This window comes from uncultured Novosphingobium sp. (assembly GCF_964277725.1).
Lineage (GTDB): Bacteria > Pseudomonadota > Alphaproteobacteria > Sphingomonadales > Sphingomonadaceae > Novosphingobium > Novosphingobium fluoreni.
This window is the reverse complement of record NZ_CAXYKL010000257.1, coordinates 1-19,824: the sequence shown is the minus strand read 5'-3', so window position 1 is coordinate 19,824 and position 19,824 is coordinate 1. Positions and strand designations below refer to the sequence as shown.

The window sequence follows — 19,824 nt, the reverse complement described above, 5'->3', positions numbered from 1 at the left end:
CCCTTGCGCGGCTCAGATCTCGTCGAAGACATACCCCAGCGAGCGCACGGTGCGCAGCGGATTGCCCGCGCCCGCCGCCTTCAGCGCGCGCCGCAATCGGCCGATCCACACGTCGACCGTGCGCTCGTCGATCGGCGGCTCCTGCTTGCCTAGCGCGCTGATCAGCTGCGCACGCGTGAAGACGCGGCCGGGATGTTCGATGAAGTAGCGTAACAGGCGAAATTCATTGGGCATCAGCGAGATCGCTTTGCCGTGCCAGCGCGCCTGGAACGCGGAGATGTCGATCGTCAGGTCCCCCAGCGAGACCTTGCGCCCATTCGCCTCCACCGGCTCCACCACGTGGGTCGCCAGCACCCGATCGAGCAGCGCGGTGCGCGTTAGCGGGCCGACCATGTAATCGTCCGCGCCGGTGCGTAGCGCCCGCTTGCGATCGTCCTGGTCGTCTTCCTCCAGCACGATGGTGATGTGCGCGGTCGCCGTGGCAGGATCGCAGCGCAAGCGGCGGACCAGTTCCAGCCCCGACATCTCGGGCAGCACCCAATCGACGAACGCCCATAGCGCGCCCTCGATCAGCGGCAGTTGCCCAACGCTGGACCACCGGTGCAGGACCAGCTCCAGATCGCCATGACGAAAAGGCGCGAAGCCGCCGGCAAGGTCGCCCGTCAGCAGAATATCGATGCGCTGCATGGGTCCCCTCATTTGCCCGTGCCCGCTTCTGGCGCGCCATTGTGACGGAGGGGTGACATATCGGCGACGCTTGCGTGAAACCGGCGCGGCAATCCCTTCGCGGCCGGCCCCGCCGCCGGCTTGCCATGCCAGGTGTCATCGAAATGACCGGGAAACGTCACAGCCGCGCCACCCCCGCGCGCTACCGCAAGTCAGCCGCAGCCAAGGAGAGCACCGAAGTGCAAACCCGCGACGACAGCCTTCTCGCCCGTTTCGCCCCCGCCATCACGCCGGGGCCACGTTCCGCTGGCTTGCAAGGCAAGATCCCTGACTGGCTCGACCTGCCCGATCCCAAGGGCTTCCGCCCCAAGCGCAAGTATCGCACGGTCTGGATCTCCGACGTCCACCTCGGCACGCGCGGCTGCAATGCCGAGATGCTGGTGGATTTCCTGCGATCGTTCGAATGCCAGACGCTCTACCTGGTGGGTGACATCGTGGACGGCTGGCGGCTGCGCAAAGGCTGGTACTGGCCCGACGCGCACAACGAAGTGGTCCGCCGCGTGCTGAAGATGGCGCATCGCGGCACCCGCGTGGTGCTGATCGCGGGCAACCATGACGAGATGCTGCGCGACTATGCGGGCATGAGCTTTGGCGGCGTCGAACTGGCGCTGGAAGCGGTTCATGAAACCGCCGATGGCCGCCGGCTGCTGATCACCCACGGCGATGCCTTCGATGGCGTGGTGCTTTACGCCCGCTGGCTCGCCTTCCTGGGGGACCAGGCTTACGGCCTGCTGCTGCGCGCCAACATCGTCTTCAACGCGGTGCGGCGGCGGATGAAGATGCCGTACTGGTCCCTCTCCGCCTATATGAAGAAAAAGGTGAAGAACGCGGTCGTCTTCGTTTCCAGCTATGAGGAGGCCGTGGCGAACGAGGCGATCTCTCGCGGGCTGGACGGGGTGGTCTGCGGCCACATTCACTGCGCCGAAATCCGCCAGTTCGGCGGCATCACTTATTACAACGACGGTGACTGGGTGGAAAGCTGCACCGCCCTGGTCGAGGATGCGCAAGGCGCGATGTCCATCGTCGACTGGGCGAGCGAAAAGGCCGCCGAAGCTTCCGCCCGCATCGACGCCGAAGCCAACGAGATCGAAAGCGCGGCATGAACCTCGCCATCGCGACCGACGCCTGGCTGCCGCAAGTCAACGGCGTCGTCCGCTCGCTGTCCACCACCATCGGCTTGCTGCGCGCGCGCGGCCATGCGGTGGAGGTGATCGCGCCGGACCGGTTTCTCACCATGCCGATGCCGGGCTATGCCTCGATCCGGCTCGCCATGGCCCCGCGCTTCGGCGTGCGGCGGATGCTGGACTCGATGCGGCCCGACCTGGTGCATATCGCCACCGAAGGGCCGATCGGCTGGGCGGCGCGCGGCTGGTGCCTATCGCGCGGGGTGCCGTTCACTTCCGCGTTCCACACCCGCTTTCCAGAGTATGCGGCGGTGCGCACCGGCATCAGCGCAGACCGGTTCTGGCCGATCATGCGCCGCTTCCATGCCCCCAGCAGCGCGGTGCTCGTCTCCACCCGCAGCCTGGCGGACGAACTGGCGCAGCGCGGCATCGGCCCCACCATGCCGTGGAGCCGGGGCATTGATGACAGCCAGTTCCGCCCCGAAGGCCCGCGCCATCCGCAGATGAGCGCGCTGCGCCAGACGCGGTCGGGGCCGGTCCTGCTCAACGTCGGGCGCGTGGCGGCGGAAAAGAACCTGGAGGCGTTCCTCGATCTGTCCGTCGCTGGCGCGAGCAAGGTCGTCGTCGGCGATGGACCGGCGCTGGCAGCCTTGCGGCGCAAGTATCCCGACGTGCTGTTCCTGGGCTCTCTTGCCGGCGAGGCGTTGGCGAGCGCCTACCGCGCGGCGGACTGCTTCGTCTTTCCCAGCCGCACCGACACGTTCGGCCTCGTCGTGATCGAGGCGCTGGCCTGCGGCGTGCCGGTGGCAGGCTTCCCGGTCAGCGGCCCGATCGACATCCTGGGCCCCGACGGACGCGGCGTGGAACAGGTCCTGCCCCAGCCCACAGGAGTCCTGCACGAAGACCTTGCTCACGCCATCGACGGTGCCCTGGCCCTGGAACGCGGCGCCGCGGCCAGCCTGGGCTCCCGCTACTCCTGGGACCGCGCGACCGACCAATTCGAAGCCGCGATCTCCCTGGCGCTGGAAGGCAGCGGGCGGGGCCTGGCGGCTTAGGCGAATACCAGCCTGTCGGATATCGAAGATCTGCCGTACCTGAACAGCGCCAGCATCATAAAGACAATGATAGCGATCGGGCCAAGAGCAAGCACCGACACAACTACCCATTCTCCTGGCGAGGGTAGATCGAGAGCCCAAAAGCGCGAAAACGTTTGCAACAGCAGCCAGAAGCAAAATGCCGCAAATATCGCAGCGAATATACGCCAGATGTATTTGGGACCTAGACGGATATTAAACGCATATCCAAAAACGCCGACCACCGCGACGCTGTCAATTGTATGACGCACCATGTCATAAGTCGAGCTGGATCGGAGAAGATCAAGCGTTTCAAATGGCACGACTAAAATCAGCATAATTACTGAAAATATGCGCCAGCCTAATGATTTTCGCGTTTCATGCATGAACACTTCATCAGCGCAACCCAGACAATAATCCGTTAAAAACCTCTCGACAATCAACAGTCAGATAATGATCGTGTGCCTTGAGCGCATCTCCGCCCCCAACGCCCACACGAACGCCCCCCTCAGCTCATATCCATCGCGTAGCCCGCCGCGCGGACGGTGCGGATGGGGTCGACGTCGTTGTCGCGGTTGATGGCCTTGCGCAGGCGGCGGATGTGGACATCCACGGTGCGCTCGTCGATGTCGGAATCCATGCCCCATACGCCGTCCAGGATCTGCTGGCGCGAGAGGACGCGGTTGGGGCGTTCCATGAAATAGCGCAGCATCTTGAACTCGGTGGGGCCCAGGTGCAGCGCCTCGCCGTCGCGGCGGACGCGGTGGCTGGTGGGGTCCAGCTCGAGATCGCCGAACACCAGGCTGTCGCCCGCGAGCGAGGGGCGCGAGCGGCGCAGCAGCGCTTCGACGCGGGCCATCAGCTCACGCGGGGAGAACGGCTTGGTCACGTAATCGTCCGCGCCGGTCTTGAGGCCGCGAATGCGGTCTTCCTCTTCGCCGCGCGCGGTGAGCATGACGATGGGGATGCGCGCGGTTTCGCGGTCCTTGCGTAGCTGGCGGCAGACCTCGATGCCGGGCACCTGCTCGATCATCCAGTCCAGGATGATGGCGTCCGGCATCTGTTCGCGCACCATGACGAGGGCTTCCTCGCCATCGCCGGTGGAGCGCACGTCATAACCTTCGGCAGAGAGATTCCAGCTGAGCAGATCGCATAAGGCGCGATCATCTTCGACGACGAGTACGGACGGGTTCATGGCGTGTCTTCCCTGGCGTCCCGTTCCGAGCAGTATTCGCCCGTCGCGGCGTAGTAGACCATTTCAGCGACATTGGTTGCGTGATCGCCGATGCGTTCGAGATTGCGAGCGACGAAGAGCAGCTGTGCGGCGCTGGTGATCGTGGCCGGATTTTCCATCATGTGCGTCAGCAGCGAGCGGAACAGCGTGTTGTAGAACTGGTCCAGCTTCTCGTCCCGGCGGATCACTTCGACCGCCAGCATCGCATCGCGCGAACCGTATGCATTCAGCACATCGCGCACCATGCCTTGAGCGATATCAGCCATGGCGGGCACCAGCGTCAGCGGCTCCACCTTGGAGCGGCCTTCCATGTCGTTCACGCGCTTGGCGATGTTCTTGGCGTAATCACCGATGCGTTCCAGCACGCCGGAGATCTTCAGCGCCGCGATCACATCGCGCAAGTCGTTCGCCATCGGCGCACGCAACGCGATGGTGCGGATGGCGAGGCGATCCACCTCGGCCTCCAGCGCATCCAGCCGGGCATCGGCGGCGACGACGCGCTCGGCAAGTTCCTCGTCATGGCGCACCAGGGCGTCGATGGCGTCGTGGATCGCCACTTCGGCAAGTCCGCCCATCTCGGCCACGAGACCGCGCAGCTGGCTGATCTCGCTGTCGAAGCTCTTGACGGTATGATCGACCATGGCAGTTCCTCTCAGCCGTACCGGCCGGTGATGTAGTCCTTCGTCCGTTCCTCGCGGGGATTGGTGAAGATCTGATGGGTGTCTCCGTACTCGACCATGCGGCCGAGGTGGAAAAACGCGGTTTTCTGCGAGACGCGCGCGGCCTGCTGCATCGAGTGGGTGACGATGACGATGGCGTAGCGGCTTTTCAGATCCTCGATCAGCTCCTCGATCCGCGCGGTGGCGATCGGGTCCAGCGCGGAGCACGGCTCGTCCATCAGAATCACTTCGGGGCTGACCGCGATGGCGCGGGCGATGCACAGGCGCTGCTGCTGGCCGCCCGAAAGCGCGGTGCCGGCATCGGTCAGCCGATCCTTCACCTCGTTCCACAAGCCGGCGCGGGTCAGCGCCTTTTCGACGATGCCGTCCATGTCGGCCTTCTTCTGCGCCAGCCCGTGGATGCGCGGGCCGTAGGCCACGTTCTCATAGATCGACTTGGGGAACGGATTGGGCTTCTGGAACACCATGCCGACCCGAGCGCGCAGGGCGACCGGGTCCATCTCGCGATCGTAGATATCCTCTCCGTCCAGCAGGATCTGGCCGGTGACACGCGCGCCCGCGATGGTGTCGTTCATGCGGTTCAGGCTGCGCAGGAACGTGGACTTGCCGCAGCCCGAGGGGCCGATGAACGCGGTGACGACGCCGTTGCCGATATCGATCGAAACGTCGTCGATCGCCTTGTTGTCGCCGTAGAAGACGTCGACGTTGCGGGCCGTCAGCTTGGTTTGGGGGAGTTTTGTCTCGGTCATATCCTACCAACGGACTTCGAACTTGTTGCGAAGATAAATGGCCAGGCCATTCATGGCGAGCAGGAACACCAGCAGCACGATGATCGCGGCACTGGTGTTCTGCACGAAGCCGCGGTCGATCTCATCAGACCACAGGAATATCTGCATCGGCAGCACGCTGGACGGATCGTTGATCCCGCCGGGCGGCGTGGCAACGAAGGCGCGCATGCCGATCATCAGCAGCGGCGCGGTCTCTCCCAGCGCGCGGGCCATGCCGATGATCGTGCCGGTCAGAATGCCGGGCAGCGCAAGCGGCAGGACGTGGTGGAACACCACCTGCACCGGCGATGCGCCCACGCCCATCGCGGCGGTACGGATGGAGGGCGGCACCGCCTTGATCGCGTTGCGGCCAGAGATCACGATCACCGGCATCGTCATCAGCGCCAGCGTCAACCCGCCCACCAGCGGCGAGGAGCGCGCCATGCCCGCCATGTTGATGAATACGGCCAGGCCCAGCAGACCGAAGATGATGGATGGCACGGCGGCCAGGTTGTTGATCGAAACCTCTACCCAATCGACCCAGCGATTGCGCGGGGCGAACTCCTCCAGATAGATCGCGGCCAGCACGCCCATCGGGAACGACAGCACCAGCGTGACCATCATCGTCAGGAACGATCCCTTGGCCGCGCCCCAGATGCCCGCCGCGCGGGCGTCGGTGGAGTCAGAGCCGCTGAGGAACGACCAGTCCAGGCCCGCCAGGCCGTTGCGCAGCATGATGAACAGCAGCAGCGCCAGGAACAGCAGCGAAAGGACGATCGCGCTCAGGCCCAGCAGGCGAAAGCGCCGCTCCGACGCGTTGCGCGCCGCGATGCGCCGGGTCATCGCGTCAGATTTCCAGGTATTACTCATAGGCCTCCCGGAAGCGCTTCACCACGCGAAGGGCGATGATGTTGAGGATCAGCGTGACGACGAACAGCACCAGCCCCAGCGCGAAGGCGGATAGCGTCTTGGGGCTGTTGAACTCCTGGTCGCCCGTCAGCAGCTGGACGATCTGGTAGGTCACCGTCGTCATTGAAGCGAAGGGATCGGCGGTGAGGCGCGCGGTGGCACCGGCGGCCATAACCACGATCATCGTCTCGCCGATCGCGCGGCTGACGGCCAGCATCACGCCTGCGACGATGCCGGGCAAGGCGGCGGGCAGCAGCACCTTCTTGATCGTCTCGGACCTGGTGGCGCCCATCGCCAGCGAGCCGTCGGCCATGGCGCGCGGCACGGCGGCGATCGCATCGTCCGCCATGGAGGAGACGAACGGAATGATCATCACGCCCATCACCAGGCCGGCGGCCAGCGCGCTTTCGGTCGAGGGGTTCTGATAGCCCAGCGCCGCGGCGAAATCGCGGATCGCGGGCGCCACGGTCAGCGCGGCGAAGTAGCCGTAGACCACGGTGGGGATGCCCGCCAGGATCTCCAGTACGGGCTTGAGCACCTTGCGCGCGCGCCGATCGGCGTATTGCGTCAGGTAGATCGCGCTCATCAAGCCCAGCGGGATCGCCACCAGCATGGCGATGAAAGCGCCGATATAGAGCGTGCCCCAGAACAGCGGCACCGCGCCGAAATTTGCATTCAGATCATCGCCCACCGCATTTGCCGGGGCCCAGTGGGTGCCGGTGAGGAAGGCGATGGGCGATACGTCCTTGAAGAAGCGCGCCGCCTCGAACACCAGGCTGGCGACGATGCCCAGGGTGGTCAGGATCGCCAGCAGCGATGCGCCCAGCAGCGCCAGCATGACCACGCGTTCGACCCGGGTGCGGGCCGGGTAGCCGCTGCGTACTCGCGTGAAGGCATAGCCCCCGCCCGCCAGCGCGGCCACCGCCACCAGGATCGCGCCGATCAGGCCATAGTGATCCTGCGCGGCCTCCATCGCCGGCGCGAGGATGGGGGATTCGTCGTAGAAGCCGATGAAGCCGGGATCGTCCGCGATATTGCGCGCTTCGGACAGGATCGCCCCGCGCTGCACGGGATCGGTCGGGATCTGCGCCGCGACAGGTTCGGACAGCACGGTGTGATCCACAATCACCGGCGAAACCGCAGACCACAGGCCCCACACCAGCAGCGCGGGCAGCACGATCCACAAGGCCAGGTGCCACGCGTGATAGCCCGGCATCGAATGCATCGAACCACGCCCGGAGTAGAGCAGCTTGGCCCGCGCCCGTGTGCTGAACCAGCCGATCAGGCCCAGCGCCAGCACGGCGGGAAAGATGACGGAGGCGATCACTTGAGACCTGCCGGGTCGAGCGGGGTCAGGTCGGCCACGATCGCCGCATTCCGGGCGCGAACGTCGGCCGGGGCGATCACCATGCCCTTTTTCTGCAGCACTCCGTCAGGCCCCCACACTTTCGGCCATTCCGCCAGATAGGCGCGCAAGCCCTTGATCGGGCGCAAGTGCGACTGCTTGACGTAAATGTAGAGGGGCCGTGCGCCGGGGTACGAGAAGTCGGAAATGGTCTGGTACGTGGGCATCACGCCGGACATCGGGATGCCGCGCAGGCTATCCGGATTTTCTTCCAGGAACGAGTATCCGAACACGCCGATCGCGCGTGGGTTCTGCGAAATCTTTTGGACGATCAGATTGTCGTTCTCGCCCGCATCCACATAGCCGCCATCCTCGCGCACCTGGGTGCAGATCGCCTTGTACTTCTTTTCGTCCTTGTCCTTCAGCGCCTTGATCGCGGGATCGGTCTTGCAGCCCGCTTCCAGGATCAGCTCCGCCAGCGCATCGCGCGTGCCCGACGTGGAGGGCGGGCCATAGACCATGATCGGCATGTCCGGCAGTGCGGGGTTCACCTGCCGCCATGAGGCATAGCGATTGGGCTGGCCGAAGGGCCTGGCAGCGATCGCCTTATAGACGTCCACCGGCGTCAGCTTCATGCCCGGCCCGCGGGTGGATTCGGCAAAGGCGATGCCGTCGATCCCGACTTGTATCTCGATCAGCTGCTTCACGCCGTTCTTGCGGCACAGCTCGAATTCGGTCTTCTTGATCCGGCGAGAGGCGTTCTCGACATCGGGGTGAGCATAGCCAACGCCTTCGCAGAACTGCTTCATGCCCGCGCCCGTGCCGGTCGCCTCGATCACGGGGGACTTGAAGCCGGTGCGGGCGAACTGCTCCGCGACTGCGGTGGCGAATGGATAGACGGTGGAGGAGCCCACCGCGCGGATATAGTCACGCGATCCGTTGTTCGACCCCGAGCCACACGCGGCGAGAGCGACAACGCCCCCGGCGATCGCGGCGACTCTCAGGATAGACAACATCGATAACCCCCTGCGCGCCGCTCTGACGCGCTCCTAGGGACATGGCATTACACTTTTGTGACCATGGCATGACTATGTTGTTCGCCAGGAGGCGAAAGCGCCCCCCCCCGACCGGCTCGCTCAATCCTTGCGCAAGGGGAGCATCATCGACGCTGTCGTGCCCGCCCCTTGCCGGCTGGCGATGTCGAAGCGTCCGCGGTGGCGTTCGACGATGTGCTTCACGATCGAAAGCCCCAGCCCCGTCCCACCGGCGGCGCGACTGCGGCTGGTATCGGCACGGTAGAAGCGTTCGGTCAGGCGCGGCAGGTGTTCGGGCGCGATGCCGTCGCCATCGTCATGCACGGTCACCAGCAGCCAGCCGGTCGGCGTGGCTTCCAGCGCGACCTGAACCGGCGCTTCCTTGCGGCCATACTTCAGCGCATTGTCCATCAGGTTGCGCATCACTTGCGCCAATTGCCCGCGATCGCCCAGCACCACCGCGACGTCGCAATTGGCGCTGACCGCCACGCTGTTCTCACCCCGGAATTCGCCCGCCACTTCGCGCGCCAGTGCGACCATCTCGATCTTTTCGCTCGGCACTTCGTGCTTCACCGCCTCGATCCGGGAAAGCGACATGAGATCAGAGATCAAGGACTGCATCCGCAGCGCCTCGTGCCGGATGGTGTTGAGGAACCGCTCCCGCGTGGTTTCATCGCCACCCGCCTTGGGGTTCATCAGCGTCTCGACATAGCCCAGCACGGTAGCCAGCGGCGTGCGCAGTTCGTGGCTGGCGTTGGCCACGAAATCGGCATGGGCCCGCGCGGTGCTGACTTGCACGGAAAGGTCGTAGAGCGTCACCAGACGCTCACCCACGCCCAGCACCTTGCAGTCCACTTCCCAGACGCTGCTGCCCACGGACAGGCCGGAAACCTTGGCGTTGCCCCCGCCCTCGCCCAGAATCACGGCGACGGCGCGCGGATCGCGAATGGCGATGCGCACGTCCTGCCCTAGGATGTGCGCGCCCAGCAGGGTCTTGGCCGCCGCATTGGCGAAGACCACCTGCCCCCGCGCGACGACGATCGCCGGGGTCTGAATATGTTCGAGAAGGTGGACGCCATCGACTGCCATCGGGCTGCACTCTTAGTGTGGCAAAACGTGTTCGCCTAGCCGCTGCTGCAACTGCTAAGTGAGTTAGCCGTTATCAGGAAGACAGATGGGCCTTGCAATCGCACGCCGCTTTGCTCCACTTGGTGCAGTTGTCCAACGCAGGACATGCAGGGAGAAATCATGAGGCTTACCTGCCGATGAGCCGCTTCGTAGCCGACCGCCTGCTCCTGTTCGGGGCCACCGGCGACTTGTCCAAGCGGATGCTGATCCCGTCGCTCTGCGCGCTGGACGCGGAGGGTCTGCTCGATCCCGGCATAGAGATCATCGGCACCGCCCGCTCCGATATGGGCGATGCCGAGTTCCGCAATTTCGCCAGGGAATCGCTCGAGCAGTTCCTGCCCGCCGAACGGCGCGGCAGCATGGCGACGTTTCTCAACCGCCTGAGTTATCAGGCGCTGGACGCCTCGCAAACCGAAGGGTTCGATGCCCTGGCGCAAAAGGTGGGCAAGACCGACCACGGCCTGGCAATCTTCCTTTCCACCGCCCCCAGCTTGTTCGAGCCGACGATCGAGGGCCTCAAGGCTTGCGGCCTGGCTCGAGACAACACGCGCATCGCCCTGGAAAAGCCGCTGGGCACCGATCTCGCCTCCAGCCGCGAGATCAACGACGCGGTGGCCGGAGCCTTCCCGGAAGACCGGATCTTCCGGATCGATCACTATCTGGGCAAGGAAACCGTACAGAACCTGCTCGCCCTGCGCTTTGCCAACGCCTTGTTCGAGCCGCTGTGGAACGCATCGCACGTCGATCACGTGCAGATCACCGTGGCCGAGACGGTGGGCCTGGAATCGCGCGTGGCCTATTATGACGATAGCGGCGCGCTGCGCGACATGGTGCAGAACCATATGCTCCAGCTGCTGGCGCTGGTCGCGATGGAGCCGCCCGTCCGCTATGGCGCAACCGAAGTGCGTGACGAAAAGGTGAAAGTCCTGCGATCGCTGCGCGCGGTCGCCCCCGAGGAAGTGGTGACCGGCCAGTACCGCTCGGGCGCGATCGCGGGCAAGGCCGTGCCCGGCTATGACGACGAACTGGGCAAGGATTCCGCCACCGAGACGTTCGTGGCGATCAAGGCCCACCTCGATTGCTGGCGGTGGAAGGGCGTGCCGTTCTACTTGCGCACCGGAAAGCGATTGCCCAACCGCACCACCGAGATCGTGGTGCAGTTCAAGCCGGTGCCCCACTCGATCTTCTCCGGGCGCGGCGCGAAGACGGTGCCCAACCGCTTGGTGATCGGCATCCAGCCGTCCGAAGACATCCAGCTCAGCCTGATGGCTAAAGTGCCCGGTCTCGATCGCGACGGTCTGCGCCTGCGGCCCGTGCCGCTGGACATCGCGATGCCCGAGGCGTTCTCCGGCCCGCAGCGCCGCATCGCCTACGAACGGCTGCTGCTCGATCTGATCGAGGGCGACCAGACCTTGTTCGTCCGGCGCGATGAAGTGGAAGCCCAGTGGGACTGGATCGACAAAGTGCGGGCACTTTGGGAGGAACAGGGACTGGAGCCCAAGACTTATACCGCAGGAAGCTGGGGGCCATCCGCCGCGATCGCCCTGGCTGAGCGCGACGGTGTGACATGGCACGAATGACCGGGCCGCTGATCCCCCGCCCGGTTACGGTGCGAGTGATCGTCTCGGCAAACAACGAGCAGGACCAATGACCGAACTTTCCCCCGTGGTCGCCCGCGTGACCGAGCGTATCGTGGCGCGATCCCGCGATAGCCGCGCCCGCTATCTCGATCTGATCCAGCGGGAGAGCGATGCGTTCTCCGATCGTGGGTTCCTTTCGTGCTCCAACCTGGCGCATGGCTTCGCCGCCGCCGGGGAGGACAAGGCCAGCATCGCCACCCAGCGCGGGCCGAACATCGGCATCGTCACCGCCTATAACGACATGCTCTCGGCCCATCAGCCCTATGGCCGCTACCCCGAGCAGATGAAGCTGTTTGCGCGCGAAGTAGGCGCGACGGCGCAAGTGGCGGGCGGCGTGGCGGCGATGTGCGACGGCGTGACCCAGGGGTTCGCAGGGATGGAACTGTCCCTGTTCAGCCGCGACGCCATCGCGCTTTCCACCGCCGTGGCGCTCAGCCATGCGATGTTCGACGGCATGGCGATGCTGGGGATTTGCGACAAGATCGTCCCCGGCCTGGTGATCGGGGCGTTGCGGTTCGGCCACCTGCCCGCCGTGTTCGTGCCCGCCGGGCCGATGCCCAGCGGCATCAGCAACAAGGAAAAGCAGAAGACCCGCCAGCTCTATGCCGAGGGTAAGGTGGGCCGCGCCGAACTGCTGGAGAGCGAAAGCGGCAGCTATCACTCGCCGGGCACCTGCACGTTCTATGGCACCGCCAATTCCAACCAGATGATGATGGAGATGATGGGTCTTCACGTCCCCGGCTCCGCCTTCGTCAACCCCGGCACGCCGCTGCGCCAGGCGCTGACTCGCGCGGCCGTGCATCGCCTCGCCGCGATCGGTCGCAAGGGCGATGACTTCCGGCCCATGGCGCATGTCGTGGATGAAAAGGCGATCGTGAATGCGTGCGTCGGCCTGCTGGCGACGGGCGGGTCGACCAATCACGCGATCCACTTGCCGGCGATGGCACGGGCGGCGGGCATCCTGATCGACTGGGAAGATCTGGACGAGCTTTCGGGCGCGGTGCCGCTGATCGCGCGTGTTTATCCCAACGGCTCTGGCGATGTGAACCATTTCCACGCAGCGGGCGGCATGGGCTATGTCATCCGCGAATTGTTGGGTGCGGGCCTGGCCCACGGCGATATCCTGACCGTAGCCGAGGGCGGCATGGCCGACTATGCGCGCGAGCCCCATCTGGAGGGCGAAGCGCTGGTCTGGCGCGATGCCCCCGTGGTCGCGCGTGACGAGACCATGCTGCGCCCGGTAGCTACGCCCTTCCAGCCCGATGGCGGCATGCGACTGGTAGAGGGCAACCTGGGCCGCGCTACGTTCAAGACCAGCGCCGTCGATGCGCAGCGTTGGACGATCGAGGCCCCGGCCCGCGTGTTCGACACGCAGGAAGCTGTCTCAAAGGCGTTCGCGGCGGGAGAGCTTGATCGCGACGTCGTGGTGGTCGTCCGCTTCCAGGGCCCCCGCGCCAATGGCATGCCAGAACTGCACAAGCTGACACCGCCGCTGGGCGTGCTGCAGGATCGCGGACACAAGGTGGCGCTCGTCACCGATGGCCGGATGTCCGGCGCCAGCGGCAAGGTGCCCGCCGCGATCCACGTGACGCCCGAGGCACTGGCCAAGAACGGTGAGTGGGGCCCGCTGGCCTACTTGCGCGATGGGGACATCGTGCGCCTCTCCGCCGACGACGGTACGCTTTCCACCACTGCCGACTTGTCGAACCGCGAACCGGCACAGCCACCGGTGCCGGAACTGGGCATGGGCCGCGAACTCTTCGCCATGTTCCGCGCCGGCGCCAGCGGGGCGGAGCAAGGCGCCTCCGCCATGCTGGAGATGGCGGGACTGTGATCGGGAAGGCCATGACGAAAGCAGGCATCAACCTACCTCCGTTCGTCTGCGACGGACCGGGAGTGCCCGCATGATCCAGCTCGTCACCGTGGATATCGGCGGCACCCATGCCCGCTTCGCCATCGCCACCATCGCCGATGACGGTGCGATCACGCTGGGTGAGCCGCAGACGCTGCACACCAAGGATCACGCAAGCTTCCAGACCGCGTGGGAGGATTTCCGCGCGCGCCAGGGCGGCGTCGTGCCCGATAGCGTGGCGATTGCGATCGCCGGTCCGGTCGGCGGGGAGGTGATCCGCTTCACCAACAATCCCTGGGTGATCCGCCCTGCCCTGATCCCCGAGAAGTTGGGCGTCAGCCGCTATACCCTGGTCAACGATTTCGGCGCGGTGGGCCATGCCGTGGCGCGGGCCGACGCCGCGCATCTGCTACACTTGTGCGGACCGGACGTGCCGCTGCCCGATCAAGGCGCGATCACCGTGATCGGCCCCGGCACCGGGCTGGGCGTCGCCATGCTCCTGCACAATCCTGCGGGCTATCATGTGCAGTCGACCGAGGGCGGCCACATCGATTTCGCCCCGCACGATGTGATCGAGGACGCCATCCTGGCGCGCCTGCGCCAGCGGCACAACCGCGTCTCGGTGGAACGCGTGGTCTCCGGCCCCGCGATCGTCGATATCTATCAGGCGCTGGCCAACCTCGAGGGCCGCGCGGTGCTGGAACGCGGCGATGTCGAGTTGTGGACCGCAGGCACCGACGGCTCGGACAGCCTTGCCGCCGCGGCGGTCGACCGCTTCTGCATGGCGCTGGGCAGCGCGGCGGGTGACTTTGCCCTGGCGCATGGCGCCACCGGGGTCGTGGTCGCAGGCGGCCTGGGCTACCGCATCCGCGACGCTTTGAAAAACTCCGCCTTCGCCCGTCGCTTCGAAGCCAAGGGCCGTTTCGCGGGCTTGATGGCGGCGATGCCCGTCAAGCTCATCATCCATCCGCAGCCCGGCCTGTTCGGTGCTGCTGCCGCCTTCGCCAGGGAGCATTTGCCGTGACCCAACTTTCGCCGATCCCCAGCCCGGTCGAGCGGGTGATGATGCTGGCCCCGGTGATCCCGGTGCTGGTGATCGATGACCTCGACCACGCCCTGCCCATCGCCGAAGCGCTGGTGGCGGGCGGCCTTTCGGCGCTGGAAGTGACGCTGCGCACTCCTTGCGCGATCGATGCGATAAAGGTGATGAAGCAAGTGCCGGGCGCGGTGGTCGGCGCGGGCACGGTGTTGAACCCCGATGATCTGGGCCGCGCGCTGGACGCAGGCGCAGAATTCATCGTCTCGCCCGGCCTCACGCCCAAGCTGGGCGAAGCGATGGCCCGATCCGGCGCGCCGATCCTGCCGGGCACCGCCAATGCCGCCGACATCATGCTGGCGCTGGAGCTGGGTTTCACGCGCCTGAAGTTCTTCCCCGCCGTGGCTTCGGGCGGCACTCCGGCGCTGAAAGCGATCGCCGGGCCGTTCGCGTCGGTGCGCTTCTGCCCCACCGGCGGCATCACCCAGGACACCGCGCCGGAATGGCTGGCCCTTCCGAACGTGCTGTGTGTCGGCGGTAGCTGGATGGTGCCCAAGATCGAGGCGGGACAGCGCCCCGATACCGCCCAAATCGAAACGCGCGCCCGCGCCGCCGCCGGGCTGGCTCGCTGATGACGCCCCCCAGCGCGACAGCTGCGCCGACGATCGCCGATCTCAATACCCGGCTAGCCCAGTTGCATCAACAGACGGCGGAGAACCCGCAGTTCAATCCCGTCTTCCAGCTGGCCCTCGATCTTTCGCGCAAGCTGGAAAGCGGTGCGCTGAGCCTGGACGCGATCGAGGCTCTCGTCGCGGAACTGGAATGCGAAGGGCTGCGGGTGCGCGCCGCGCGGCTGGATCGGATCGCCGGCCCGATCGCCCCCGATGCGAACGACAGCGCGATCGAGGCGCTGGCGGCGCAGGACGATTTCACCGCCTTCGCCGTTCACTGGCAGCGGCCCGCCGCCCATGTCGTCTTCACCGCGCACCCTACTTTCCTGCTAAGCCGCGCCCAGTCCGAAGCGGTGCGCACTTCCGCGTCGAACGGCGATTTCAGCGAGGCCAGCGTCTGCGTCGCCCCAGCCCAGCGCGATACGATCACGCTGGATTACGAGCATGACGAGGCCATGGCCGCCCTCACCCGTGGCCAGGCCGCGCGGGACCGGATCAACGCGCACTTGTTCCGCATCGCCGCGCAGCGCTGGCCCAAGAAGTGGAAGAGCCTGCAACCCATGCCGTTCCGCTTCGCCAGCTGGGTGGGCTACGACATGGATGGGCGCACGGATATCTCGTGGTCCACATCGATCCGCTATCGCCTGCAGGAAAAGGCGCTGCGGCTGACGAGCTATGTCGCAGCGTTGCAGACGGTGCTGCCATCGCTGGCCGCGCGGCTGGATCGCGCCCGTGCTCATACGCAGGAAATGGCCGAGTACTTCGCCGCCGATCTCTCCGCGCCGGAAGCCTTGTCGAAGGCGGCCAACGCGCTGACCGCCGACCACGCCGACAAGCTGATCAGCCTCGCGCCCGTGATCGCAGAGTTGGAAGACGAGGCGCGCCATGCCGAGACGGACGTGGCGCGCGAACTGCTGGTCGTGGCGGCGGCGATGCGGGCCGATGGCCTGGGCATGGGCTGGATACACTTCCGCGTGAACAGCAGCCAGCTGCAGAACGCGATCCGCCAGCGCATCGACCCGGAAGGCACGCTGAACCTTGCCAGCCAGGCCGCGCTGGTGCGGATGCGCGAGCTGCTGGCCGAGGTGAAGCCGCTGCGGTCCAACTTCGCCGCGCTGGCGATAGAGAACAGCACGGCGGTGCGCCAGTTCCTCGCCATGGCGCAGATCCTGGGCCACATCGATGCCGACGCCCCGATCCGCATGCTGGTGGCGGAGTGCGAGCAGCCGACCACGGTGCTGGCCGCGCTTTACTATGCCGAGATGTTCGGGGTGGCGGACAAGGTGGATGTCTCTCCCTTGTTCGAAACCGAAACCGCGCTGGAGCATGGCGGCCGGTTCCTGGACGCGGTTCTGGCGGAGCCCGCCTATCGCGCCTACGCCCGCCGCCGGGGCCGCGTGGCGATACAAACCGGCTTTTCCGACGCGGGCCGTTTCGTGGGCCAGATTCCCGCCGCGCTCGCGATCGAGCGGCTGCAGGGCCGCCTTGCCGAAGCGATGGTGGCGAACGGCCTAACCGACGTTTCCGCGCTGGTGTTCAACACCGGCGGCGAATCGATGGGCCGGGGGTGTCATCCCTCCAGCATGGAAGACCGCCTGCACTGGCAGATGTCCCCCTGGGCCCGCCGCAAGTTCCTGCGCGCCGGTGTGCGGCTGGAGCCTGAAGTCAGCTTTCAGGGCGGGGATGGCTACTTGTGGTTCGGGTCTGATGAACTGGCGCTGGCCACCCTTACCCGCCTGACCGAGCAGCCGCTGTGGCAGGCCGATACCAGCACTCCAGCTGACCCGTTCTACCGCCGCACCGACCTCAGCCTCGATTTCTATCGCGCCATTCGCGATACGCAGCACGCGCATCTGGAAAGCCGCACCTACAGCCGCGCGATCACCGCCTTCGGGCTGGGCCTGCTGAACGATACGGGAAGCCGCAAGGCGCGCCGCCAGTCCGACCTTGCCGCCGATCGCACGATGAGCCTGCGCCAGATCCGCGCGATCCCGCACAACGCCATTCTTCAGCAGCTGGGCTATCCGGTGAACGTAATCGCCGGCGTGGGCAGCGCGGCGGAGGGCAACCAGGAAGAGATCGCCGCCCTGCTGCGCGATAGCGAGCGAGGCCGGGCGCTCGTCCGGCTGGTTCGCGCCGCCAACGCACTTGCCTCGATCAAGACGGTGGCCGCGTTCGGAGAGCTGTTCAACTCCGCCTACTGGTCCAGCCGCCCCTATCGCGGCGACGAACAGCGCATCGCAGATGGCTGCCTGCGCCTGGCCGAATATCTCACCAAGGACGATCGCGCGGGCGTGTACCGTCGCCTTGCCTCTCGGCTGCGAGTGGATGCGGTGAAGCTGCACCGGCTGCTGACCATGATCCCGGACGACGCGCCGCAGGATTCCTCGCGGCCGGAACGAGAGGCGACGCGGCGCAACATCGGCGCGCTGCAAGCGCTGCGCCTCACGCTGTTTCAGCATATGTTCCTGCGCACGGTGATGGTCCCACAATTCAGCCGCGCGAACGACATCAGTCATGACGACGTGATGGAGATGTTCTTCACCTTGCGCGTCGAGGATGGCCTGGCCCAGCTGCGCCGTGCGTTTCCGGTCCACCTGGCCAGCATCGACGATTTCGCGATCGATGCCCCCAGCGATTATCCGGACGAGAGCGCCACCGGCTACGCCCACATCCATCGTGATTTTATCGAACCGATCGAGCGATCCTACGCGCTGTCGCTGCGGATCGGCACTGCCATCGCCAACGAATTCGGCGCGCACGGATAAGGGAGAAGCCATTCATGCTGACCGTCCACCACCTGGGCCAGTCCCAGTCCGAACGCATCGTCTGGCTCTGCGAGGAGCTGGAGCTGGATTACGAACTGAAGCGCTATGAGCGGCGGGCCGACAATCACCTGGCGCCCGATGAGTATAAGGCGCTGCACCCGATGGGCATCGCGCCGGTCATCACGGATGGCGACCTGGTGCTGGGCGAAAGCGGCGCGATCTGCGACTACATCGTCACGCGCCACGGTCAGGGCAAGCTGGTGCCGGCACCCGATCACCCCGACTTTGCCGACCACTTGTTCTGGTTCCACTGGGCCAACGGCACATTCATGGCCACGGCGATGATGCAACTGGTGCTGGGCTTCACCGATTCCGTGGGCAAGATCCCGTTCGTGGCGGATCGCGATCGGCGCGGCTGGGAGATGGTCGAGACGCGCCTTGGCGAAGCACCCTTCTTCGGCGGCCGGGCCCTCACCACCGCCGATATCATGATGGGTTACGCGCTCACCACCGGGCGGGGCTTTCGCCAGACCAGCATCGATGGCTTCCCCAACCTGAAAGCCTACCTGCAGCGCATCGGCGAGCGACCGGCCTACCAACGGGCGATGGCCAAAGCCGAACCCGGCGTTGACCCCAAGCTAACCTGAGCCTTCACCGCCGGATGGCGTAGAGCCTGCCATCCGGCCCGTGAAACACCTGCCGCAGCCACACCGTCAGCGGCGAAATCACCGCAGCGGCCAGGCGCGCCGCCGGCTCCGTGGGCAGCACAAGGCCCAGCGGCACCATCATCAGGTCAACCCCAAGGTTGCCGATCAAGCTCCACTGAAAGTCGAAATATCGGCTGAGGAACGGGGACTGCGCGCCATGGTTCATGATGTGATAGCGGGCGGTGTGGGTGAAGTAGTCCGGCATCATCGGCAGCGGCGAGACTACGAACGGCAAGGTGGAGACCGCCGCGATCAACAGCCAGAACCAGCCGCGCTCCCAGAACGGGGCCTGTCTTGCCGTGTCATCGCCGATCATGCGAGTGCCTGCCGCCCGTTACCGCTGTGCCCAATCCGCTTCATAGCGCCTGCCAGGCAAAAAGCGACGGTTCCCGCTCGTCAGGCCGGGTGGCCACGTCATCGCATCTTGCTATATCGGCTTCAGCACTTCTTCATCGGTTGGCAGCTATCGAGGCAGGCGTGAACGGACGCATTCTCATCGGATTGGCACTGGCCGGACTGCTGGCCATCGGCGGCGTGCTCTGGGTATCCACCAGCGGGATGCGCTCCTCGGCGCCGGTGGCCCGGCCTGCCGCGATCGCGCAGGCGCCGGCCGGCGTTGCCGACCCCAAAGCGACGGCCCCTGCTCCTGCCCCCGGCCCTATCGCTTCGACCACCCCCTCTCCCGCAGCAGCGGCTGACACGCCCTTCGTCATCAAGCGCATCCTGCCGATCAAGGGCGCGATCAAGTATGGCGAGTGGCATTGGGACGAAGCGGGCGTGCCCGCCGGGCCGATCGTGATCACGGTGGACCTGGACGCACGCGTGCTTTCGATCTTCCGCTCCGGCTATGAGATCGGCGCGGCGGCGGTGCTGCTGGGAACCGAGGACAAGCCGACGCCGCTGGGCGTGTTCCCGATTACCGAGAAGGATCGCAATCACGTCTCGAACCTGTACGACGCGCCCATGCCCTACATGATGCGGCTGACGAACGACGGCATCACCCTGCACGGATCGAAAGTGGAATGGGGCTACGCCAGCCACGGTTGCGTCGGCATGCCCGAAGCCTTCGCCGCAAAAGTATACGGCGCCTCAAAAATCGGCGACCGCGTCTTCATCACGCGCGGCAAGAC

At 65.8% G+C, this 19,824-nt stretch carries 19 protein-coding genes; 9 read left to right on the top strand and 10 right to left on the bottom strand.

Annotated elements, in window-relative coordinates:
* Positions 1 to 12 precede the first annotated feature (12 nt).
* Positions 13 to 687 (bottom strand): response regulator transcription factor, encoded by a 675-nt coding sequence (locus tag ACHWRX_RS14385; RefSeq protein WP_058736892.1) that lies wholly within the window; start codon positions 685 to 687, stop codon positions 13 to 15.
* A gap of 143 nt (positions 688 to 830) precedes the next feature.
* Between ACHWRX_RS14385 and ACHWRX_RS14380 the strand changes: the two genes are divergently transcribed.
* Both ACHWRX_RS14380 and ACHWRX_RS14375 read left to right on the top strand, forming a co-directional pair.
* Positions 831 to 1,829 carry a UDP-2,3-diacylglucosamine diphosphatase gene (locus ACHWRX_RS14380; RefSeq protein WP_394659696.1) on the top strand — a complete coding sequence of 333 codons (999 nt, stop codon included), beginning with the start codon at positions 831 to 833 and terminating at the stop codon, positions 1,827 to 1,829.
* A complete protein-coding gene (locus tag ACHWRX_RS14375; protein ID WP_394659695.1) occupies positions 1,826 to 2,905 on the top strand; it encodes a glycosyltransferase family 4 protein in 1,080 nt (359 codons plus the stop codon). Before ACHWRX_RS14380 ends, ACHWRX_RS14375 begins: the two co-directional genes overlap by 4 nt.
* On the opposite strand, the gene ACHWRX_RS14370 is transcribed toward ACHWRX_RS14375, so the two are convergent.
* The 8 genes from ACHWRX_RS14370 to ACHWRX_RS14335 form a co-directional block, all read right to left on the bottom strand.
* Complete coding sequence (locus tag ACHWRX_RS14370) at positions 2,902 to 3,309, bottom strand: hypothetical protein (RefSeq protein WP_394659694.1); 408 nt, start codon at positions 3,307 to 3,309, stop codon at positions 2,902 to 2,904. The genes ACHWRX_RS14375 and ACHWRX_RS14370 overlap by 4 nt on opposite strands.
* A 122-nt stretch (positions 3,310 to 3,431) precedes the next feature.
* Entirely contained in the window at positions 3,432 to 4,118 is a 687-nt protein-coding gene (phoB, locus tag ACHWRX_RS14365) for a phosphate regulon transcriptional regulator PhoB (protein WP_058736895.1), read from the bottom strand.
* On the bottom strand, positions 4,115 to 4,798 hold the full coding sequence (gene phoU, locus ACHWRX_RS14360; protein WP_394659693.1) for a phosphate signaling complex protein PhoU: 684 nt from the start codon (positions 4,796 to 4,798) through the stop codon (positions 4,115 to 4,117). The genes phoB and phoU overlap by 4 nt, the downstream gene beginning before the upstream one ends.
* Before the next feature lie 11 nt (positions 4,799 to 4,809).
* Entirely contained in the window at positions 4,810 to 5,586 is a 777-nt protein-coding gene (gene pstB, locus ACHWRX_RS14355) for a phosphate ABC transporter ATP-binding protein PstB (protein WP_058736897.1), read from the bottom strand.
* Positions 5,587 to 5,589: 3 nt separating this feature from the next.
* Positions 5,590 to 6,474 (bottom strand): phosphate ABC transporter permease PstA, encoded by an 885-nt coding sequence (gene pstA, locus ACHWRX_RS14350; protein WP_394659692.1) that lies wholly within the window; start codon positions 6,472 to 6,474, stop codon positions 5,590 to 5,592.
* Positions 6,467 to 7,840 carry a phosphate ABC transporter permease subunit PstC gene (gene pstC, locus ACHWRX_RS14345; protein ID WP_394659691.1) on the bottom strand — a complete coding sequence of 458 codons (1,374 nt, stop codon included), beginning with the start codon at positions 7,838 to 7,840 and terminating at the stop codon, positions 6,467 to 6,469. The genes pstA and pstC overlap by 8 nt, the downstream gene beginning before the upstream one ends.
* Positions 7,837 to 8,874, bottom strand: a complete 1,038-nt coding sequence (locus tag ACHWRX_RS14340) for a substrate-binding domain-containing protein (protein WP_394659690.1) — start codon at positions 8,872 to 8,874, stop codon at positions 7,837 to 7,839. The genes pstC and ACHWRX_RS14340 overlap by 4 nt, the downstream gene beginning before the upstream one ends.
* A 120-nt stretch (positions 8,875 to 8,994) precedes the next feature.
* A complete protein-coding gene (locus ACHWRX_RS14335) occupies positions 8,995 to 9,981 on the bottom strand; it encodes a cell wall metabolism sensor histidine kinase WalK (RefSeq protein WP_288415598.1) in 987 nt (328 codons plus the stop codon).
* Positions 9,982 to 10,157: 176 nt separating this feature from the next.
* Between ACHWRX_RS14335 and zwf the strand changes: the two genes are divergently transcribed.
* The 6 genes from zwf (at position 10,158) to ACHWRX_RS14305 (ending at position 18,634) form a co-directional block, all read left to right on the top strand.
* Positions 10,158 to 11,600, top strand: a complete 1,443-nt coding sequence (zwf, locus tag ACHWRX_RS14330) for a glucose-6-phosphate dehydrogenase (RefSeq protein ID WP_394659689.1) — start codon at positions 10,158 to 10,160, stop codon at positions 11,598 to 11,600.
* Positions 11,601 to 11,667: 67 nt separating this feature from the next.
* The gene (edd, locus tag ACHWRX_RS14325; protein ID WP_394659688.1) at positions 11,668 to 13,494 is read left to right on the top strand and encodes a phosphogluconate dehydratase; all 1,827 of its coding nucleotides are present in this window, start codon (positions 11,668 to 11,670) and stop codon (positions 13,492 to 13,494) included.
* A 70-nt stretch (positions 13,495 to 13,564) separates the two neighbouring features.
* Positions 13,565 to 14,536, top strand: a complete 972-nt coding sequence (gene glk / locus ACHWRX_RS14320) for a glucokinase (RefSeq protein ID WP_394659687.1) — start codon at positions 13,565 to 13,567, stop codon at positions 14,534 to 14,536.
* Between the two features lie 38 nt (positions 14,537 to 14,574).
* Positions 14,575 to 15,180, top strand: coding sequence for a bifunctional 4-hydroxy-2-oxoglutarate aldolase/2-dehydro-3-deoxy-phosphogluconate aldolase (gene eda / locus ACHWRX_RS14315; RefSeq protein ID WP_394659697.1), 606 nt, complete (start codon positions 14,575 to 14,577; stop codon positions 15,178 to 15,180).
* Positions 15,180 to 17,987 (top strand): phosphoenolpyruvate carboxylase, encoded by a 2,808-nt coding sequence (locus ACHWRX_RS14310; protein WP_394659686.1) that lies wholly within the window; start codon positions 15,180 to 15,182, stop codon positions 17,985 to 17,987. The genes eda and ACHWRX_RS14310 overlap by 1 nt, the downstream gene beginning before the upstream one ends.
* Before the next feature lie 14 nt (positions 17,988 to 18,001).
* Positions 18,002 to 18,634: a glutathione S-transferase family protein gene (locus ACHWRX_RS14305; RefSeq protein WP_394659685.1), complete on the top strand. Its 633-nt coding sequence runs from the start codon at positions 18,002 to 18,004 to the stop codon at positions 18,632 to 18,634.
* A 4-nt stretch (positions 18,635 to 18,638) separates the two neighbouring features.
* Here ACHWRX_RS14305 and ACHWRX_RS14300 read toward each other — a convergent pair whose 3' ends face one another.
* Positions 18,639 to 19,010, bottom strand: coding sequence for a hypothetical protein (locus tag ACHWRX_RS14300; protein ID WP_394659684.1), 372 nt, complete (start codon positions 19,008 to 19,010; stop codon positions 18,639 to 18,641).
* 161 nt (positions 19,011 to 19,171) lie between these two features.
* On the opposite strand from ACHWRX_RS14300, the gene ACHWRX_RS14295 reads away from it, so the two are divergent.
* Positions 19,172 to 19,824: L,D-transpeptidase family protein (locus tag ACHWRX_RS14295; RefSeq protein WP_394659683.1), on the top strand; the 653-nt coding region annotated here is incomplete at its 3' end.